This window comes from Candidatus Edwardsbacteria bacterium (assembly GCA_031082425.1).
GTDB lineage: Bacteria > Edwardsbacteria > AC1 > AC1 > EtOH8 > UBA2226.
In genome coordinates, this window is the sequence record JAVHLB010000001.1 from 189,113 (window position 1) to 208,870 (window position 19,758).

The window sequence follows — 19,758 nt, forward strand, 5'->3', positions numbered from 1 at the left end:
TATCATTTCCACATCCCCTCTCGGATCGGGCCTTCGGCGCTCGCTTCGGCCTGAACCTTCTTGGGCGCCAGCCCCAGGGCCACTGCCACTCCGTAAAGAATGGCCTCGGGCCGGGGCGGGCAGCCCGGTATATAGAAATTGACCGGGATCACCTTGTCCACCCCGCCGGTGACGTTGTAGGTGTCGAACCACAGGTTGCCGCCGCAGCCGCAGGAGCCCACCACGATCACCAGCTTGGGATCGGGAATGGCGTCATAGGCCCGCTTGAGGGACGGCAGGGCTTGCCGGGTGACCGGCCCGGAGACCAGCATGATGTCGGCGTGGCGGGGCGATCCGGCCAGCTTGATCCCGAACCGCTCGGCGTCATAGTAGGGGGTGATGACGTCGACGATCTCGATGTCGCAACCGTTGCAGGACCCGGTGTTGATGTGGTAGATCCACAGCGATTTGGTGAACGCCTTGGCGCAAAGTTTTTTTAGAAACATATCTTCAATCCAATGAATTTCATTCTACCACCAAGACACCAAACCGTTAACCCTGGCATCTTTGTGATCTTGTGGTTATTCTAACGGAGCTTCCACTTTTACCGGAACAAACTCCCCGCCCTTGACCCTCCAGACGACGTAGGGTGCGGCCTTGATGTCGCCCTTCTGGTCGAAATCTATCTCCCCCATGGCCCCGGAGAACTTCTGGGAGTGCAGCACGCTGACCAGCGAATCCCCGGCGGTGATCCCGGCCTTTTCAATCGCCTGCAGCAGTACCATGGCGGCATCATAGGAGTAGACCGAATAGGGCCCGATCTCGCCGTAGCGGGCCTTGAACGAACCGTAGAACCGGCCGGCCTCCGGCATGTCCTCCACCGCCGGGCCGAAGGTGAAATAGGTGCCCTCGGTGGCAATGCCCCCGGCCTTTAAGTAGACCGAATTGGCGATGGCGTCTCCGGCCATGAAGGCGCTTTTAAGTTTGCGCTCCTTCATCTTCCGCACCAGCACCGCCCCCTCGGGATAGCTGCCGCCGAAGTATACCAGGTCCGGCTGGATGCTGATCAGCGGATCCAGCACGGCATCATAGCCCGGGGCCTGGCCCTCTTTGACCGGCTGCAGCTCGGCCTCGGCCACGATCGCTATTTCCGGCTGGTCGGCTTTGTTCCTGGCCCCGGCTGGCGGCTGCAGAGCGGCGATGGATTTTTTGAATTCTTCGGCCAGGCCGCGTCCGTAGGTGGTGCCGTCGTTGAAAACGGCCACTTTTTTGATGTTCAGCGTCTTGGCCGCGAAATCGGCCGCCACCTGCCCCTGTTGGTCGTCACGCCCGCAGCTGCGGAATACATTGGCAAATCCCTGCTCGGTGAATTTGGGGTTGGTGGAGGCCGGGGAGATCTGGGGAAGCATCCTTTGGTTGTAGATCCGGCTGCCGGCGATGGAGCAATGGCTGTTGTAGTGGCCGACGATCCCGCAGACGCCCTGGTTGGCCAGCTTCTCGGCCACAATATATGCTTCCTTCTCGTCGGCCCGGTCGTCGCCGGCGATGATCACTATCCTTTTGCCCAGCACCCCGCCACGCGCATTCCATTCGGAGACCGCCAGCTGGACGCCGTGCAGCACATCCTGCCCGGCCTTGGCCTGCTCGCCGGTCAGCGGCGCGGCCACCCCTATCCGGACCTGTTCCCCGCCGCCTTCGCAGCCGGAGATGACTGCCAGAACTGCAACAGCCAGTGAGACCATTGCAGCAGTAAAGACTCTTTTCATTTTAGCGCCTATTTATATGTTAAGAAATTTAAGTTTTCTTGATCATGGCTTATAGACTTTTGCTGGATCCTACCCTCCGATCAAAATCCTCAAAATGCACTTGGTGGCGCTGTCCAGCAGGGGATGCATTATCTGGGGGAACACCCCCAGCACTATGGCCGCGATGGCCAGCAGGACCATTCCCACCCACATGGCCGCCGGGACCTCGGCGGCGGTGACGGCCTCGGCCCCCACCGCATGGACCTCCTTTTCGGACCAGAAGATCTTGTACCCGGCCCTAAAGAAGCAGACCAGGGTGAACAGGCTGGTGATGATGCCGATGATGGCCGCCCACATCAGCTTGGCCTGGCCCACCGCCAGGAACAGGGTGAATTTGGAGACGAATCCGTTGAACGGCGGCATGCCCGAGATGGCGAACACCCCCACGAAGAAAGCAAAGGCGGTCAGGGGCATCCGGAATTTTACCCTGGCCAGTTCGGATATCTTGCGCTTTCCCGCCGAATAGATGATGGCCCCCACCGCCAGGAACAGCAGCCCCTTGACGATGGTGTGGTTGACCAGATGCATCAGCCCGCCGTAGATCCCCAGGTAGGTGCCCATGCCCAGACCCTCGATGACATAGGCGATCTGGGCCACCGAGGAATAGGCCAGCATCCTTTTGAGGTCGTCCTGGACCATGGCCATCATCATGCCCACGATCATGGAGATGGAGCAGAGGATGGCGATGAACAGCGGAATGGTGCCGTAATGCGGGGCGAACACCGAGATGGTCCTGGCCAAAGCGTAGGCCCCCACCTTGATGACGATGCCGGAAAGCAGGGCCGACACCGGGGCCGGGGCCTCGGCGTGGGCGTCGGGCAGCCAGGCATGGAAGGGCACCAGCCCGGCCTTGGTGCCGAATCCCACCACCATGAAGGCGGCGGCCAGCAGCACTATGTTGCTGGGGATCTTGGTGGCGATGGTGCCCAGCTCGGTCAGCAGCAGCACCCGGGAGGCCGGAAGGAACGGGGTGGCCGCCGAGTATAAAAGTACCGACCCCAGCAGGGCGAACACCACGCCCACCGTCACCAATAACAGATACTTGTATCCCGCCTCCAGGGCCGGTTTGTTCCAGTGGAAAGTGACCAGAAAGACCGTGGCCAGGGTGGTGAACTCCAGGGAAACGTACAGCATGATGATGTTGTTGGTGGCGCAGGTCCAGTTCATCAGCCCCAGGAAGACCAGGATCTGCCCGTAATAGGTGGTCATGCTGGTGTAGGGATGGGCCTCCTCTATCTCGGTCTTGGCTCCGAAATATTTCATGGAGTAGACCACCACTATCACCCCCATCACGCTGGCCGCCAGCTCCATCAGGGTGGACAGCCCGTCCACGTAGAAATTGTTGCCCCACCAGGTGAGCACCTCGCCGTTCAGGACCCGGACGGTCATCATCACGGCGATCAGCAGGGTCAGGCCTATCCCGGTCAAGGCCAGGCCATGGCGAACGATCTTTCCCAGCCGTCCCAAGGCGAATATCAGGCCGCCGAAAACCAGGGGGACCATGAAGACCAGGAATGGCAGTATCGACACCACCATGGGATTGATAGTTACAACCATATATTTACTCTACTTTATTACTTTGATGCTTATTGTTTTTCTAATTTTGAGAATTTAGTTGTCATCCCGAGATTACTTCACGCCCTGCTGGCTGAGGAATGATATCGGCACCCATTCAACCGGCAAGGCCCGATGCCTTTCTCCGGGTGACGTGTTTATGTGATGCCTCCGTCCCGTTTATTGGCACTGGGCGGCCATGCTGACCAGCTGCATCCTGGTGTCCTTAAGGCGCGAGGTCAGCACCTGCAGTATCAGTTGGAGCATCTTGATCCCCATCTGGGGTTCGGCGCTGCACAGTTGATAGACCTTCTGTCCCTCGGCCACCAACACGGTGACGTCGCTGACCGCCCGGGCCGAGGCGGTGCCGCCGCTCTGCACCAGGTCGAAGGCATTGGACCATTCTATGATCCGCCCCGGGCTGAGCTCCATGGTCAGCACCAGCCGGTCGGCGCTTTCGGAAAGCCGGGTGGCCACTTCCACCGCCACCTTGCCCTCCACCAGAACCATCATCTCGGTGCTTTCGGCGCGTTCGGGGATCATGGTCTGTTCGGCTTTGTAGATCCTCTGGCTGAACAGCGGAGCCAGCTTTCCCAGCTCGGAATCGGAAAACTCGCTGAAGAAATTCAGCTTTTTCAAAACATCCTTGTTGACCATTTTTTGCTCCTTCTCTATCGTTTCAGGCTGGACAGCTTCATGGTGTCGGCGCTGCCGAAGGCCTTGTAGATATTTTCGGTGAGGAACAGCAGCATCACCGCGGCCACCACCACGTTGGAGACTATCCCCAGGATGGTGGTCACCGGAAGCTTGGGCACCAGGGTCACCAGGGCCAGGTGGACGCCGTTCTCTATCAGGTGCAGACCGATGATTATCTTGACCGCATCGCGGTGGACCACCAGCACGTACAATCCCAGCACGAAGATTGTGAAGGCCAGGGCCAGCGATGAGCGGGCCGGTTCGATGGTGGCCTCCACCGTCGGGGCGACAAAGCCCACATAGGTGCGTATCATCTGGTAGAAGACGATCAGGAATACCGACAGGATTATGAACGACACCACGAAGCTCACCAGCGGCTTTACCTCGATGAACTCGGTGCGCTTGATGTGCCACCACAGCAGGGCCGGGATGATCACCACCTTGGTGATGACGGTCAGGGCCGCCCACCAGTACAGGGTGTAGTTCTGGCTTTTCTCGGCGAAGGCCACGATGATGAACGACAGCAGCAGCGACTGCACCAGCAGGAACAGGGTGGCGGTCTTCAGGTTCCGGATCTCGGCCGCCCCCACCGAGGCGATGAAGTGGCAGGCCATTAAGGTTGTGATCAGATCACCCATACTCTCTTCTTTGCTTTCTACCACCAAGGCACAAAGGCACAAAAATTTTTATACCTTAATTAACCTGAATACTTCTTGGTGTCTTGGTGTCTTTGTGGTTTATTCTGTGATTTGATTGCGGAAGCCCACCGTCATCATCTTGTCGATGATGGTCTGGGTCTCAAAGCACCGGCCGCAGCGCTGGCAGGTCCCCATGTACACCTCGGCCGAGATATGCAGGTCGTTGTGAACGTCGTTGGTGGCGGTCTCGAACTCCTGGGTCATGGTGATGGCCTTCTCCGGACAGACGTCGGCGCAGCGTCCGCAGTAGGTGCAGCGCTCCAGGTAGAAGTCCAGCTTGCGTATGGCTTTCTTGTCGGTGACCACTATCAGCCGCGAGGGGCAGACGTTGGCGCAGCCGGCGCAGCCGATGCACTTGGCCACGTCGATGGTCAGCTTGCCCCTAAAACCCTCCACCGGAAGGGCCTCGAAATTCCGCTTCAGCGGATAGGGAAAGGTGACCCGCAGGTTCTTGAAGCAGATGAGGGCTTCTTTTAGTTTTGATAAGATCATATGAAATTCTATTATTTAAGAGTTCTTGATTTTTTACCACAGAGATCACAAAGAACACAGAGCTACTAAAATAGTTCCCTAAAATCTAATCCCTATCATCCAATGACTAATTTACGCTCCCACCAGCGCAAACACCAGCCCCACCAAGGCGGTCAGAATGACCCCGAAATAATAGACGATGGCCTGGTCTATCCGCAGACGGGGATTGACCACATCCACCAGGCCGACCAGCAGGACTACCACCAATATCTTGGCCGCCTGCGCCAGCACCGCCCACGGGCCGGAGAGGCCGAAGGTCCAGGGGAAGAATATCTGCACCAGGATCAGGGAGAATATCAGCTGCTTGATGATAAAGCCCCAGCGGTACAGGGCGAAGGTCGGCCCGGAGATCTCGATGAACGGCCCGCCCATCAGCTCGCCCTCGGCCTCGGGGATGTCGAACGGCAGCTTGGACAGCTGGGCCTGGATGCCCAGCAGCAGCGCGATGCCGGAGATGATCATGGAGAGCGAGGTGCCGGAGGACTGCTGGTAGAAGGCCATGTCCGAGAAGCGGAAGCTGTGGGTCTTCAGGGCCGCCGTGATCAGGGCGATGAACAGCACCGGCTCCACGGTCAGGGAGGTCATCATCTCCCGGGCGATGCCCAGAAAGGCGTAGGGCGATCCGGAGTCCATCCCGGCCAGCATCACGCACACCGAGGCGAAGCCGATCATGTAAAGGAACAATATCATGTCGCCGCCGGCGAAGGCCGAAGACCCGCCCACCGGCACCAGCAGTCCGGCCAGCAGGACGGCGGCCAGGCTCAGGTAGGCCGGCAGGGGCCCCAGCATGGAATGGACCGACCGGACATTGTCCTTGCCCAGCAGCTTGAGGGTGTCCCAGTAAGGCTGCAGCAGAGGCGGTCCGATCCGGGAATGCACCAGGGCCTTGAATTTACGAAGCAGCCCTTCCAGCAATGGCGAAAGGAATAAAAGGGCCAACAACATGCCGGTTATTTTGATTGCAGAATTCATATCTTTACTTACTATGGTATATTGATAGAAAGGTAATATTTAACTGGTCTTGATCTCAGCGGCCCGTCCACTTGGACAGCTCCTCCTGGCCGTATATTCTGATCTCCCCGGAATCAACGTCCACCACCTCCATCCGTTCGGTGCAGGAGAAGCAGGGATCGATGGAGCCCACGATGATCGGCACGTCGGCCACCTGCTCGCCCCGGACCATGTCCGGGATGGTCGGCAGGTTGGGGTAGGTGGGGCAGCGCACCCTCCAGCGCACCGGCCGGTTGTTGCCGCCGGTCAGCAGAAAGTGGACATCCTCGCCCCGGGGGGCCTCCACCGCCGAAATGGCGATGCGCCCGGCCGGGATCTCCTCCCGGATCTCGGTGATGATGTCGCCCTCCGGCAGCTCCATTAAAGCATCTAAAGATTGCTTGACGATCTTGAACGACTCCAGGGTCTCCAGGATCCGGACCACCGTCCGGCCCCAGACATCATTGCTGTCGGCGGTGATCACCTTGAAATCAATGGCATCATAGGCGCAGTAGGGATGGTCCTTGCGGGCGTCCATGTCCAGGTCGGCCGCCCGGGCCACCGGGCCCACCGCCGCCCACTCGTGGCAGCCTTCCTTGTTGAGGATCCCCACCTTCTCCAGCCGCATTCTTAAAGTTGTGTCGTCCTTGACCGCATCCAGCACTGCCAGCCATTCCTTCTCCATGTTGTTGATCTTGGTGCGGATCTCGGGCACCAGGGCCCGGGGAATGTCGCGCCGCACCCCGCCGATCAGGTTCATGCCGTAGGTCTTGCGGTTGCCGGTGATCTTCTCGCACAGCCACATGATGGGCTCCCGCATCCGCCAGGTCTGCATCAGCACGGTATCGAAGCCGATGATGTGCCCGGCCACCCCCAGCCACAGGGCGTGGGAATGGATGCGCTCCAGCTCCAGCATTATGGTCCGGATGTAGTCGGCCCGCAGCGGCACCTTGATGTCGGCGGCGTGCTCCACCAGTTTGCAGAAGGAGACGTTGTGCACGAAACCGCAGATTCCGCAGATCCGCTCGGCCATGAACGGGATCTGGTTATAGGTCAGGGTCTGGTCGCCCAGCTTCTCGATGCCCCGGTGGGCGTAGAACCCGCGGTAGTCGACGTCCACCACCTTCTCGCCCTCCACATAGAGACGGAAGTAGGTGGCCTCCTCGAACACCGGGAAATACGGCCCCATGGCCACCACCGTGGTCCCGGGAGGATTATCCTTGAACTTGTAGGCCTGCTCGGGATGGGACTCCGGTTTCTGGCTGTAATCGAACTCCTTGCGCAGGGGGTAGACCTCGGCCGGCCAGTCGTCGGCCAGCACCAGCCGCCGGGGATCGGGATGGCCGGGGAACTGTACCCCCAGCAGGTCCCGGATCTCCCGCTCCGACCAGTTGGCCCCGGCGATGACGTTGGTGATGGACGGCACTTGGGGCGTATGGGGATCGGCCGTCACGTCCAGGGTGACGAAGAAATGATCCTTGTCGAAGGTGAACAGGTGGTAGACCGCGAAGCGTTTCTTGATGTCCCGCTCGTCGGAGCCGACGCTGACCAGGTACCTGGCGACCGTCTGTCGGTGCAGTATCTCCACCGCCTGAACCACCGCCTCCGGCTTGACCTCCACCCACAGCTGATCGGGGATCGGCTCGGTGGACCCCATGAACCCGGCGCCCAATTTGGCCTTTAGTAAGCTTAAAATATCCTGTTTGGTCATATCCCTCTATAAGTTAAAGAAGTTACTTTGTTGAATTGGTTAAAGAGGTTTGGCTCCTCTTTGATTTAATATTGGATTTTTGTAAATATGTAATGAATTTGAATAACATATTTGAAATGCCTGCAGCCATGTCAATAGCTGTCACAAAATCCTCTTGGTTGATATATTTTCTTTCGTTGGCGAATATCAAGTGGCTGCGCAACTCGCCGCAGGAACCTTTGGCAATAAATAAAAACTGTATGAATTCCTTGTTGCTGCCCCGTTCAAAACCCTCTGCAATGTTGGCCATGATTGAGACCGAGGCCCGTCTGGCTTGATCGGTAAGTATTCTATCCTTGCTGAAACTGGGATTATTGGTAAAATCATAAACCAGATTGGCCAGTTCTTTGGCCTGTTGCCATATTTTCAGCTCTTCAAACCGCTTTACAGTCATACTAAAACAACTAAAACCTTTTCAACCTCTTAAACTTCTCTAACCTTTTTGAACAAACCCAAATAGCTGCCAGCTTAGTTAACATCCCCCCAGTTGAAGCTGATCCCGGTGGCAAAGCCGTACCCGGAGACATCGTCGGCCGGCTTGCCGTACAGGTAATAGCCGTCGAACGGAATGGATATCAGTTTCCCCAGCCTGATCTCGAATCCGCCGTTGACCCCAAACCCGATGGAAGGATCGCTCCTGGCGTCGTCGCTCCAACCACCGACGCTTATTTTAAGCTGCTCGGTAACAGAATATACATTGGCCTGAACATAGGGGAAAAGCCTGCCCCCCAAGTTGCCCGGATTATATCTCACACCCAATCCCAGGCCCATCACGGTCGTTTCGGCCTTGATGCCAATAAATTCAGTTTCGCTCATCCAGCCGTGAACATCCACCGCCAGGTCTATGTTCTTATCGAAAGAATAGCGGTAATTCAGGAACTCGCCCATTCCTTGGCTGGCATCGATCCCCAATTCCGGCAGCTCAAAATCTCCGCTGGTGGCCTTGAAATACCCTAAAAGGCCCAGGGAGATGTGGTGCCGGCCCAGATTTTGGCTGAACTTTTTCTGATTCAGGGCCGCGGCCACCACCTCGTCGTCACTCTGGAACTGGGCCTGGGCCGCTCCGCAGAGGCCAAACAAAAGAATCGTTGCAGCTATTTTATTCATATTGAACGCTTTAAACATTTTAACCTTTTCAACTCTTAAACTTTTAAAACAGGACCTATATCCTCGCTGAATAATGGTCATCCCACCATGAACATGATGAACAGCGCCACCGCCGCCCCCACCACCATCCACAGCAGATACCATTGCGGAAAGCCGCTGTGGGTGCCGGCAAAAACCTCCAGCACCCTGTGCCCGACGTAGACCAGTGGACGGTACAGCCAGTCGTCCACATCCAAAAGGTGCTTGAGCTTGAACGATTTGTGGATCTTGGGCAGTTTCCACTGGGGATAGACCCCCTCCTGGCTGTACTTGCCGAACCGGATATTGAAATGCTGCTTGAAGGTCCTGAAATAGCTGCCCGAATAGTAGCGCACCGCCTCCGGGCTCTGCACCTCTCCGGAGTACCACAGGTTGGAGACCGTCTGCTTGGCGCCGCCCGATTTCCAGATCACCCAGGCGATCACCGTCAGGACGGCCAGGGCCAGCAGGACGAACAGCGGTTTGTAGAAGCCCACCAAGCCCTCTCCGAAATTAAGGCCCAGACCGCCCTGGGCGGTGGTGATGATCGAGGAGAATTGGGGCCAATAGCCGGGTGTCAACAGCCCGGTGACGCTGGAATACAGAACCTTTGTTATCCAGACCACCAGCACTCCCTGAAGGACCACCAGGACCGCCAAAATCACTTGGCTGGCTATCATGGTCCGCGGCACGTCGCTGTTGACATTCTCGTTGGCCTTGGTCCTTTGTCCGAAGAACGACAGGCCCATGAACTTCACCATGACGCTGGCCATGGTCAGCAGGCTGGTGAACAGGGCCACCACCCCGGCCAGCAGCAGGATCGGTACCGCAAACCCGCCGTTAAGGGTGGCGTGATAGATATACCATTTGCTGACAAATCCGTTCAAAGGAGGGATCCCCGATATCCCGAAAGCGGCGATTATTCCGCAGGCCGCCGTCCAGGGCATGTACCTGCCCAGGCCCCCCATCAGGTCCAGATCCTTGGTGCCGGTTTTATATTGAAGGGACCCGGCCGTCAGGAACAGCAGTGATTTGAAGGTCGAGTGGTTGATCAGATGGTAGAGCCCGGCGATGATGGCTATGGTCGCCAAGGCCGGAGATATGGGAAGCATCATGATCCCCGCCCCGATGCCCAGCAATACATACCCGTTCTGGCCGATGGAATGAAAAGCCAGCACCCTTTTGGCGTCATGCTGGTACATGGCGGTCATGGTTCCGATGAACAAAGAGAGAGTTCCGAAGATGGTCAGTATCAGGCCCCAGGTATAGGAGAAATGCGACACCGGCAGCATCCCCAGAAAGATGCGGAGTATCCCGTAGATGCCGATCTTGATCATCACCCCGGACAAAATGGCCGATATCGGGGAGGGCGCCGCCGGGTGGGCGTCGGGCAGCCAGTCGCCGAAGGGGAAGATGCCGGCCTTGGTGGCGAAGCCGACGAAGAACAACAGCAGCAGAGTGTGCAGCAGGACCGGGTTGTCGCTCATCAGCAGGCCCATCACCGGGCCCAGGGCGTTGAAGTCGAAGGACTGGCTGTAGTGATAAAGGGTGTTGGCGGCTATGATGATCCCGGCGGTGCCGATATGGGTCATCAGAAAATATTTGAACCCGGCATTGACGTTGGTCTTGTTGCCCCATTCGTAGACCACCAGGGCGTAGGAGGTCAGGGTCATGAATTCCCAGAAGACGATGAAGAAGAACAGGTCGCGCACCACCACCACCCCGTACATGCCCATCAGGAACAGCAGCAGCAGCGGATAGTAGCGGGCCAGCGATTCCTTGTAATGCTTCATGTATTCTATGGAGTACAGCCCGGCGGCCCAGGAGACCACGGTGATCACCAATAGGAAGATAGCAGACAGCACGTCCACCTTCAGCAGGAACGAGGCCCCCAGCCCGGCCACCTGGAACACCGGCTTGTCCAGGTTGAAGGTCCCGCCGGCCAGCACCCGCAGGGCCGTATAGAGAAAGCCCAGCGAGGCCACGGTCTGGAAGAACAACGATATCCAGCCGATGGTCCGCCGGGAATACGGCATCAACAGGGTTACGGCAGCGCCCAGGAACAGCGTTGCCATGGAGAACAGAATGACGGTTTGAAGATTCATATCAAATCTTAGGAAATATTAATCGTTATGAATTATGCTTAATGTATCTTTGGGATTATTTGCCTGTACAATTTTATTATTATAATCGGTTAACAGGTGGTAACACTCTTTCTGAAGACCAGTTGAAATCGGGGTTTCTGATTTGTTATACAACAGTATTGGCGCCATCGTCAATGCCCCGATCCCAAAAACTATGGGACTAGCTATCGCAAAAAATCTGCCGTTTGGCACATGATCGGGGGCCAGTAGCCAAAAAAGATCACAAAACAGCATTCCGCCAAGCCCGCCAAACAAAGCCCTTTTAAATATCGTTTTTCTTGCTTCTTTTTTGGCTCTATCTGTTAAAATGGCGCTGTGCCTTTTCGTTGCCAGCATGGCTGAATCTGCCGGAAAGAAGACGTCTACTTTGCGGGACACTTCATCATTGATTTGCACACAACGACCGTAATCATATACTTTAGGAACCAGGATTGCCGGATCTTTGTATTGTTTTGATATAATATTAGTTTTATTTTTAGATATACTGGCACAACCGATAAATTGAAGAAAACCAATGAAACAGCATAATATTTTTAACAGGGGCTTATTCATATAACAATTTTCTTCAAATCTTATAAACCGTTTCCCTCTCCCCTCCGGAAAATTCCATGTCCTAAAAAATCAGTGGAAATCTGCGTCCTATTAAATTCCCCTACCTTATCAGCTTTATCAGCGGCAGGCCCACCAGCGGGGCGATCACGGTCAGTATCATCAATACTATCAGAATGACCTTGGAATTTATCGGAAGATTGATTGCCTGGTCCACCTTGGCCGATGGCTCGCCGAAGAACACCTTGTGGGCCACGAAGAAATACCAGGCGAAGGCGATGATGATCTCGGCCACGAAGGGGATTATCAGGAACACCGCGGTCTTGCCGCCGATCTCGATGACCCCCTCCATCAGGAACAGCTTGGACCAGTAACAGGACAGCGGGGCGATCCCGGTGACGCCCAGGGTCCCGATGATGAAGGCGATGGAGGTCAGGGGCATGGCCTTGGTCAGGCCGCCCAGCTCGTCCATGTTGCGGGTGCCGGTGGCGTAGGCGATGGCCCCCACGCAGATGAACAGCAGGGCCTTGGCCGGCGCGTGGCAGATGATGTGGAGGATGGCCCCCTGGTAGCCGTAGTGCGAGCCCATCACCCCCAGGCCCAGGCCCAAAAAAATGTATCCCAGGTGGGCGATGGTTGAATAGGCCAGGAATTTCTTGATGTCGGTCTGGAAGAAGAACAGGAACAGCGAGGCCAGCATGGTCATCACCGCGAACACCGCCACCAGCAGCCCCAGCCCGTAGGAGAAGCCCACGGTGGAGATGGTCACCCGGGCCATCAAATAGACGCCGGCCTTGACCATGGCCGCGGCGTGCAGGTAGCAGGACACCGGGGTGGGAGCCGCCATGGCGTTGGGCAGCCAGGCAAAGAACACGATCTGGCTGGACTTGGCCCAGGCCGCTATCAGGAACAGGATGAAGACGATGGTCTTCACCTGCGGGGTCAGCAGGTTGATGGCGTCGAAGCCGAAACTGCCGGTATTGACGAACAGCACGATCAGGGCGATCAGGAAGAAGATCCCTCCGAAGAAGGTCTTGATCAGGGCCTCGAACCCGGCATCCAGCGATTCCTTGTTGTGGTAGTAGGAGATCAGGGCCCAGGAGCAGATGGTGGTCAGCTCCCAGAAGATGAACAACTGCAGGAAATTGGCCGAAACGGAAACCCCGACCATGGCCCCCAGGAACAGCAGGTGCCACAGGTAGAAGCGCCGCTTGCCGTCCTTGACCGGGTGGAACTTGTTCTCCGGCGACAGGTAGTCCCGGGAGTAAAAGGTCACCAGCAGCCCGATGATGGTGGTCACCAGCAGCAGCACCATGGACAGCGGGTCCATGAAGACCCCCATGATCCCGGGAACATCCGGCAGCCACGGCCAGTTGATCAGCGGCAGGGAGAATCTTTGGCCGTAGGCCAGCAGCACCACCAGCAGGGAAAGGATGGTCACCAGCGAGGCCACCACCGCGGCAAAGATGTCCTGCTTCTTTTCCGGCAGCCACTGGGTTATCAACGCCGCCAGAAAGGGCAGTATCAGCATTACGATAAGTATGGAACCTAGCATAATCTTCTATAATAGTATGGGTTTATATTTTTGATCGTCATTCTGAGCCCGGCACCCTGCCGGCCAACCGAAGAATCTTTTTGTCACCCTGAGAAATCTGTCCGCCCGACAGGCCGAACGGGTGACGATAATTCATCCTTCAACCGTAAAACCTGTTGCAGCTATCAGTATAACTAACCAATTCTTTTAAACTTAGTGCCTCTGTGCCTTGGTGTGAAAATATCCTAACGCCCCGCAATGACCCTCACCAAATTATCAATGGTCTTTCTGACCTCGGTGCTCAATCCCTTGCCGAAATCTATGCTCCTGGGCTGGACCCCCAGTATCTTGATGTCCAACTCCGGCAGTTTTTCCTTCAAATACTTGATGAACATCAACAGCGAAAGGTTATGGGTGGAGACCGCTATCCGCTTGCCCAGCTGGTCCGATTCCAGCAGGGCCGCATCGCCCGGCATCCCGCCCAGGGCCACCGCATCGGCTATCACCAATCTGACCGGGGCCGTTTGGACGATCTGATCCAGAAGGTCCTCCGGGGTCTCCCCTCCGTCCAGCAGATTGATCTCTGTCTTACCGGAAAGGTTCTTGACCAGTTCCGGGCCGAATCCGTCGTCGCCCCGCATGACGTTCCCCACCCCCACGATCAGCGAGGCTTTATCCAAAGAGCGCAGATATTCAAACAGGTCGGGCATGGCTGTCTCGATAAGTTATACCATGGTTATACGTTGAGTTCACCATTGCATCTCTATCGTATCACTATTGTATGACCAGTCGTGATCCCGATCGTTAAAATGCCTCCTCGGCCAGCCCCTTGATCTCGGTGTAGTCGAACACCGGCCCCTCGGTGCAGACATACTTGTTCCCGATGCAGCAGTGGCCGCACTTGCCCACCCCGCACTTCATGTAGCGCTCCAGGGTGGAAACGATCTGCTTCTCCGGCAGGCCCAGCTTTAAAAGTTCGATGATCACGAACTTGATCATGATGGGCGGCCCGCAGGTGTAGACCACGGTGTTGGGGATGTCCAGTTTGAGCTTGGGGAACAGGGTGGTGACCACCCCCACGTTTCCGGTCCATTCCTTGTCGGCCACGTCCACCGTCTGGATCAGCTTCAGGTCGGTCTTCTTTTCCCAGTCGCTTAGCTGATATTTGTAGACCCGGTCGGCCGGGGTCCGGGCTCCGTAGAGGACGGTGAAATCGCGGTAGTCGGCCCGGTGGTTGAATATGTGGTCGATCATGGAGCGCAGCGGCGGAAGGCCGATGCCGCCCCCGATCACCAGCACGTCCTTGCCCCTGGAGTCTATCTTGTCCAGAAAGCTGTTGCCCAGCGGCCCCTTGATGCCGATCTCATCGCCCTTCTTCAATTCGGCCAGGGCATTGGTGACCCTGCCGCAGGCCCGCACCGTGAAGGTCATCACCCCCGGCTCCTGGGGCGAGGTGGTCAGGCCGAAGGGCGCCTCTCCGGCCCCGAACACCGAGGCCTCCACAAACTGCCCGGGCCGGGAGACGAACAGCTTGGCCTCGTCCTTCTTCTTTATTTTAACATCATAGGTGCGGGTGTCCGGCGTCTCCTGCTTGATGTCGGTGATCTCTGAAATGTACGGTAGGTAGATATTGGGATTCATAATACTCTTGCTTTATTTTTGCCCACGAAACACACGAAAAACCCGAAATTTTTCTGGTTAAGTGGAAATTGGTTATAACACGAATCTCTCGTTTTCAATCTTGGGGTAATGCCCGAAATTTATCAGCAAACCAAGTTTATAACCAGTGGCATTCAGGTAATTCAATATTTGCGCTCGGTGTTCATCAGCAATTTTTCCACAGCTTTGATTTCAACAACGATTTTATCGTAACAGATGAAATCAGGTTTATATTTTTGCTTCAGCACCTGGTTGCGATAACTTAATAAAAGTTCCTTTTGGACTACAAATGGGATTTTTTGTCGAGTAAATTCTATCTCCAAGCACTCTTGATAAACCGGTTCCAAAAATCCGTTCCCCATGGTTTTATATACCTCAAAACAAGCACCTACGATCTGATAGCTTTCCTCTTTATATATTATTCCGGGTTTCATGATGCAAGATAAATTTTCGTGCAGTTTAGTGTGTTTCGTGGGGCGATCTATTCCGTTTTTCTCATCCAGCGGATCACCGTCGGCATATCTATCCCGCCGGGGCAGGCGATCACGCAGCGGCCGCAGCCCACGCAGCCGATCACCGGGTTCTTCTCCAGGTAGTCCATGGAAACCTTGTGGTAGAACCAGCGTTTTCTCCGGTCGGCCCGGGTGGCCCGGGGATTGTGGCCCGAAACCTCGCGGGTGAACCCGGCAAAATCGCAGGTGTCCCAACTGCGATACCGCATCCCTTCGTTTTCTGACTCCACCCGGTCGTCCACGTCGAAGCAGGAGCACATGGGGCAGACGTAGATGCAGCCCCCGCAGCCGATGCAGTAATCGGCCACCTTCTGCCAGAACTCCGGCTTGAGATGCCCCTGGTCCATCCGGCGCATGGCCTTGGCAAAGAAGCTGATGGGCTGCTGGAAGGTCTTTTCGGCCTGGTTCTCCAGGGTGCGCCGGGCATGCTGGTCGCCGTCCTGGGCCGGGGTGAAATATTCCTTGAATTCCTTGATGAACTCCTCGCCCTTGGGGCTGCCCACCTCGGCAAAGTAGCGGTCGCCCAGGTCGGTAAGCTGAATGTCGTAGCCCTGGGCCAGGAACGGCCCGCTGTCGGTGCAGACGCAGAAACATTTGGGCCCGGCCACATTGCAGCCGATGGTTATGAACACCGCCCGGTTCCGGCGGGCCTCATAAAGCGGATCCGGCAAAGGGTCGCCCGATTTCCAGTCCGGGCCGGATTTTGCGCCCTGGCCGAAGAAGCTGTCGAAATAGTTGACCGCCGACATGTCGCAGGAGCGGATGCCCCAGATCACCGCCCGCGGCATGGCTTCCGGCTCGGACAATTCCAGTCCGGATTTGTTCTTTTTATAGCGGAACATCTCCTCGATCTGGGGAAACACGAACCGCTTGGCGCCCAGATAGCCGTTGACGTAATCCCCGGCCAGTTCCTTCTCGGAAGACAGCCGGCCAAAAAAATCGTCTCCGTTCTCGCCGGCCATCGGCCCCCAGACCTCGTCGCCCTTCTTTATCAGGCGCGCCAGCAGCTCCGGCACCTTGGATCTGGCAAGTGAATAGTTCTTGTTTTGCGACATATGATATGATCCGGTTTATATTGTTTTTAGCATTGTGCTGAACGGGCTTAACAAAAAGAGGGCCAATGACAAAAGGGCCCTTTAATGTAAGGCCATAATTTGTGAATTATTTCACAAAGACGGCAAAAAGTCAAGCCCTTTTTAAGCGTTCCGTTAGGTGTGAAAATTCTTCTTAAATTATCTTGAGACCTTAATGAAACCAACCACTAAAACACAGAACTACTGAAAATACCAAAGAAAGGACCTTAAAAACGATCTTCTCCAGGATTATTATTCCAAAATTCAGTGTTTCCGTGGTAAAGAGTGTTTTTATAGAAGTCTCATCTTATCTGCCAAATCTTGTGCATCTGCCGGATTATGCTGACATGGGTTAATAACTGACCGGCCAGCCCCTGGTATCTGCGCACCGCCTGCATGTCCGGGGCTGATTTTCCTTCGGCCGGCTGGAGGACAAGGATGATCTTATTATCAACCCGGGCTATCATCTTGGCGGCCCGCTCGACTTCGCCTGGAACCGTATTGTCGCAGACCACCATTTTGACAAAGGCCTTCTCTTTGGCGATAGTCAAAAATTCCCTCTGAACATCCCAAAGGTCTTTCCCGCAGGCCGAGGGCGGCTTGATGTCCATGGAGACCACCTCGATCCCGGAGACAAGGGGTGCTAATTCCCGGGGCAAGCTGCCGTTGGTCTCCAGATAGGTCCGAAACTTTTGTTCTTTTAGGGCCGGAATGATGGCGGAAATGAACTCCGCCTGCAGCAGCGGCTCCCCGCCGGTGAAGGAGACGAACTGGCCCGGCTGGGTGACGGCGCTTATTTTAGCCAAGGCCTCCGAGACATTCATCTCGGTGGCTTTGCCGTCGTCCTTGGCCTGTAGAGTATCACAGTAAGAACAATCCAGGTTGCAGCCGGCCAGGCGCACGAAGGTGGTGGGATCGCCCAGATAGATGCCCTCGCCCTGCAGGGAATGGAATATTTCGGTTATTTTGGCGGTGGGTTTCATTGGATCTTAAAAATGATAACTACTGGCCGGAAGGATGCTTCAATGATCGGAACCCTGATCCGCCAGTTTGTCCGCCGCAGTGGAAACGTAGGCGGAAGGCGGATAGCCGGGGTGCGGGGTGTGGCAGCGCATCCCGCCACGGCCGAAAGAGATAGCGAAGGCCATTCAAACGATGGCCTTAAGATGATTGATACTTTTGAAAACCTCTTTGAAGTTTTGAACGTTAGCCCCACACCCCGCGAGGTCTTTTGTTTCTTTTCTCCCGATCGAGAAAAGAACGCTCGGATAAGCTATCGGTATATCTTGAAATCCGAATTTTGGCTCACCACCCTTATCCTTCCCCTGTTGATCAGCGCATTCCAGCCGACCTGCACCCGGAATTCCGAAGGGAACAGGAATTCTTTGATCTGGATGAACCTCATCTCCATTTCGAGCTCTTTGACCGGCCACTTCAATTTGGGCATGGTGGCATTTATCTGCTTCAGCGTCAGGGTCCCGGGATCGTACAGCAATTCGCCGGCCACATCGCCTTTCTTGGGCTTTTTGGGATTGAAGGCTATCTTGCCGGATGCCGCATCCACCAGGAAATCATAGGCCGGGTCGTTTAACTTTGGCAGTTTGACCTTTTCGCTGCGCCTTTTCATTCCCTCGCTCTTTTCTTCTTTTTTATTGGATGAATACAGCAGGGTATATTCCTGCAGGGAATCGCCCTTGAATTTATGCCAGGTCTTGGTAGTATCGGTCTTTTCGACGACTCCGTGCTTGTCCAGTTTATGAACGTAACTGATGGTGTTATAGCTGTAGACCAGCTCCTTCTGCTCCGCCTCCTGCCGATCCATATTCTGCTGAAGCTTGATGAGAGTTGAATCCTGGGCAAGAGAAACTAGAGGAAAAGAAAATATTAAGAACAAAACTGTAATAATATTTGAAAAATTATGATACATAGAACCTGTAATTATTTGTGCCTTGGTGCCTTTGTGGTTATGAACTCGCCGGATCTTTTATCCCCGCCTCATCGAACCCCTTGTTCCTCAAAAGGCAGGAATCGCAGGTCCCGCAGGGCTTTTTGCCCCCGTTATAGCAGGACCAGGTCAGTTTATGCGGCACGCCCAAATGGATCCCCAATTTAATTATTTGGGATTTGGTCATTCTCAGCAGCGGCGCAACTATCTTTATCGGCCTTCCCTGCCGTCCGGCCTTGGTGCCCAGTTTGAAGACCCTTGACATGGCGGCCATGAAGTCCGGCCGGCAATCGGGATAGCCCGAATAATCCAGGGCGTTGACTCCGATCATCACCGCTCCGGCCCCAGTAGTTTCAGCAAATGAAAGCCCGTAGCTGAGGAACAGGGTGTTGCGTCCCGGCACATAGGTGGAGGGGATCACGGCCCCAACAGCCTTGACGTTTTTGGCCTTGGGCAGGGCCGCCTTTTTACCCAGCAGGCTGCTGCCCTGCCAGGGCAGTCTTATGGAAATCATCTGATACGGCACCCCGGTCTTTTTGCACAACGCCCTGGCCGAGGCCACCTCGCGGCGGTGCCGCTGGCCGTAGTCGAATATCAGGGCCTGCGGGCGATAGCCTTTATTTAGGGCCCAGAACAGGACGGTGGCCGAATCCAATCCGCCGGACAGCAGGATCACGGCTTTTTTATTTTGGCCCATAGGTGGCCTTGCATCCTTCGCTTTCCCACACCACCACCTGGCTGACCTTGATCTTCTTGGCGCTGAATTTCAGCAGCATCTCCTCGTAGACCAGCTTGGCGATGTTCTCGGCGGTGGGGTTGATCCTGTCGAACGGCTTGATCTCGTTGAGATGTTTGTGGTCCATCCGGGCCAGGACCTTGTCCAGGGCCGCCCGCAGGTCGGTGAAATCCACCACCATGCCGTTCTTGGTCAGCTCCAGCCCTTTAAGCTCCACCTCCACCTTGTAGTTGTGGCCGTGCAGGTTCTCGCACTTGCCCTGGTAGCCCCGCAAGCTGTGGGCCGCGGAAAAATGCTGGACGGCGGACACGTAATACATGCTGTCTCCTTATGGTTGATATGATTGTTATCTTCTAATTTATTGTCATCCCGAGGGCACAACGAAGCAACGCCGGTTGAGGGATGGCCATGTCACCCATTCAGTTTGTCAACCAAGATTGCCTTCTCGGGGTGACAGTGGTCCGGTCATCGCGAGAGG

The 19,758-nt window shown here is 55.8% G+C and carries 20 protein-coding genes and 1 pseudogene; all 21 read right to left on the bottom strand.

Translation table 11 applies throughout. The features are described from left to right. Window positions 1–2: 2 nt before the first annotated feature. The gene (locus RDU76_00950; GenBank protein ID MDQ7797495.1) at window positions 3–485 is read right to left on the bottom strand and encodes an NADH-quinone oxidoreductase subunit B family protein; all 483 of its coding nucleotides are present in this window, start codon (window positions 483–485) and stop codon (window positions 3–5) included. A gap of 75 nt (window positions 486–560) precedes the next feature. Continuing rightward, window positions 561–1,745 (bottom strand): branched-chain amino acid ABC transporter substrate-binding protein, encoded by a 1,185-nt coding sequence (locus RDU76_00955; protein MDQ7797496.1) that lies wholly within the window; start codon window positions 1,743–1,745, stop codon window positions 561–563. A gap of 69 nt (window positions 1,746–1,814) precedes the next feature. Then, window positions 1,815–3,341 carry a proton-conducting transporter membrane subunit gene (locus RDU76_00960; protein MDQ7797497.1) on the bottom strand — a complete coding sequence of 509 codons (1,527 nt, stop codon included), beginning with the start codon at window positions 3,339–3,341 and terminating at the stop codon, window positions 1,815–1,817. Between the two features lie 177 nt (window positions 3,342–3,518). Next, on the bottom strand, window positions 3,519–3,995 hold the full coding sequence (locus RDU76_00965; GenBank protein MDQ7797498.1) for a cyclic nucleotide-binding domain-containing protein: 477 nt from the start codon (window positions 3,993–3,995) through the stop codon (window positions 3,519–3,521). A 14-nt stretch (window positions 3,996–4,009) separates the two neighbouring features. After that, window positions 4,010–4,672 carry an NADH-quinone oxidoreductase subunit K gene (locus tag RDU76_00970; GenBank protein ID MDQ7797499.1) on the bottom strand — a complete coding sequence of 221 codons (663 nt, stop codon included), beginning with the start codon at window positions 4,670–4,672 and terminating at the stop codon, window positions 4,010–4,012. A gap of 99 nt (window positions 4,673–4,771) precedes the next feature. Then, complete coding sequence (locus RDU76_00975; GenBank protein ID MDQ7797500.1) at window positions 4,772–5,224, bottom strand: 4Fe-4S dicluster domain-containing protein; 453 nt, start codon at window positions 5,222–5,224, stop codon at window positions 4,772–4,774. A gap of 111 nt (window positions 5,225–5,335) precedes the next feature. Continuing rightward, complete coding sequence (locus tag RDU76_00980; GenBank protein MDQ7797501.1) at window positions 5,336–6,235, bottom strand: NADH-quinone oxidoreductase subunit H; 900 nt, start codon at window positions 6,233–6,235, stop codon at window positions 5,336–5,338. Window positions 6,236–6,290: 55 nt separating this feature from the next. Continuing rightward, window positions 6,291–7,964 carry an NADH-quinone oxidoreductase subunit C gene (locus tag RDU76_00985; GenBank protein ID MDQ7797502.1) on the bottom strand — a complete coding sequence of 558 codons (1,674 nt, stop codon included), beginning with the start codon at window positions 7,962–7,964 and terminating at the stop codon, window positions 6,291–6,293. Window positions 7,965–7,986: 22 nt separating this feature from the next. After that, window positions 7,987–8,397, bottom strand: a complete 411-nt coding sequence (locus tag RDU76_00990; protein MDQ7797503.1) for a four helix bundle protein — start codon at window positions 8,395–8,397, stop codon at window positions 7,987–7,989. 74 nt (window positions 8,398–8,471) lie between these two features. Continuing rightward, window positions 8,472–9,110 carry a hypothetical protein gene (locus tag RDU76_00995; protein MDQ7797504.1) on the bottom strand — a complete coding sequence of 213 codons (639 nt, stop codon included), beginning with the start codon at window positions 9,108–9,110 and terminating at the stop codon, window positions 8,472–8,474. A gap of 77 nt (window positions 9,111–9,187) precedes the next feature. Next, window positions 9,188–11,233, bottom strand: coding sequence for a proton-conducting transporter membrane subunit (locus tag RDU76_01000; protein MDQ7797505.1), 2,046 nt, complete (start codon window positions 11,231–11,233; stop codon window positions 9,188–9,190). An 18-nt stretch (window positions 11,234–11,251) separates the two neighbouring features. After that, window positions 11,252–11,824, bottom strand: a complete 573-nt coding sequence (locus RDU76_01005; GenBank protein ID MDQ7797506.1) for a hypothetical protein — start codon at window positions 11,822–11,824, stop codon at window positions 11,252–11,254. 100 nt (window positions 11,825–11,924) lie between these two features. Further along, window positions 11,925–13,376 (bottom strand): hydrogenase 4 subunit D, encoded by a 1,452-nt coding sequence (locus RDU76_01010; protein MDQ7797507.1) that lies wholly within the window; start codon window positions 13,374–13,376, stop codon window positions 11,925–11,927. A gap of 224 nt (window positions 13,377–13,600) precedes the next feature. After that, window positions 13,601–14,065 (bottom strand): hydrogenase maturation protease, encoded by a 465-nt coding sequence (locus RDU76_01015; protein MDQ7797508.1) that lies wholly within the window; start codon window positions 14,063–14,065, stop codon window positions 13,601–13,603. Window positions 14,066–14,159: 94 nt separating this feature from the next. After that, on the bottom strand, window positions 14,160–14,996 hold the full coding sequence (locus tag RDU76_01020) for an FAD/NAD(P)-binding protein (protein ID MDQ7797509.1): 837 nt from the start codon (window positions 14,994–14,996) through the stop codon (window positions 14,160–14,162). A gap of 72 nt (window positions 14,997–15,068) precedes the next feature. After that, window positions 15,069–15,448 (bottom strand): annotated as a pseudogene (locus tag RDU76_01025) (GxxExxY protein). A 47-nt stretch (window positions 15,449–15,495) separates the two neighbouring features. Continuing rightward, a complete protein-coding gene (locus RDU76_01030) occupies window positions 15,496–16,581 on the bottom strand; it encodes a 4Fe-4S dicluster domain-containing protein (GenBank protein ID MDQ7797510.1) in 1,086 nt (361 codons plus the stop codon). Between the two features lie 320 nt (window positions 16,582–16,901). Continuing rightward, window positions 16,902–17,582, bottom strand: a complete 681-nt coding sequence (locus tag RDU76_01035; protein ID MDQ7797511.1) for a 7-carboxy-7-deazaguanine synthase QueE — start codon at window positions 17,580–17,582, stop codon at window positions 16,902–16,904. Window positions 17,583–17,872: 290 nt separating this feature from the next. Beyond that, a complete protein-coding gene (locus RDU76_01040) occupies window positions 17,873–18,421 on the bottom strand; it encodes a hypothetical protein (protein ID MDQ7797512.1) in 549 nt (182 codons plus the stop codon). 142 nt (window positions 18,422–18,563) lie between these two features. Then, window positions 18,564–19,241 (bottom strand): 7-cyano-7-deazaguanine synthase QueC, encoded by a 678-nt coding sequence (queC, locus tag RDU76_01045; GenBank protein ID MDQ7797513.1) that lies wholly within the window; start codon window positions 19,239–19,241, stop codon window positions 18,564–18,566. Further along, window positions 19,228–19,599: a 6-carboxytetrahydropterin synthase QueD gene (gene queD / locus RDU76_01050; GenBank protein ID MDQ7797514.1), complete on the bottom strand. Its 372-nt coding sequence runs from the start codon at window positions 19,597–19,599 to the stop codon at window positions 19,228–19,230. The genes queC and queD overlap by 14 nt, the downstream gene beginning before the upstream one ends. Between the last annotated feature and the right edge of the window lie 159 nt (window positions 19,600–19,758).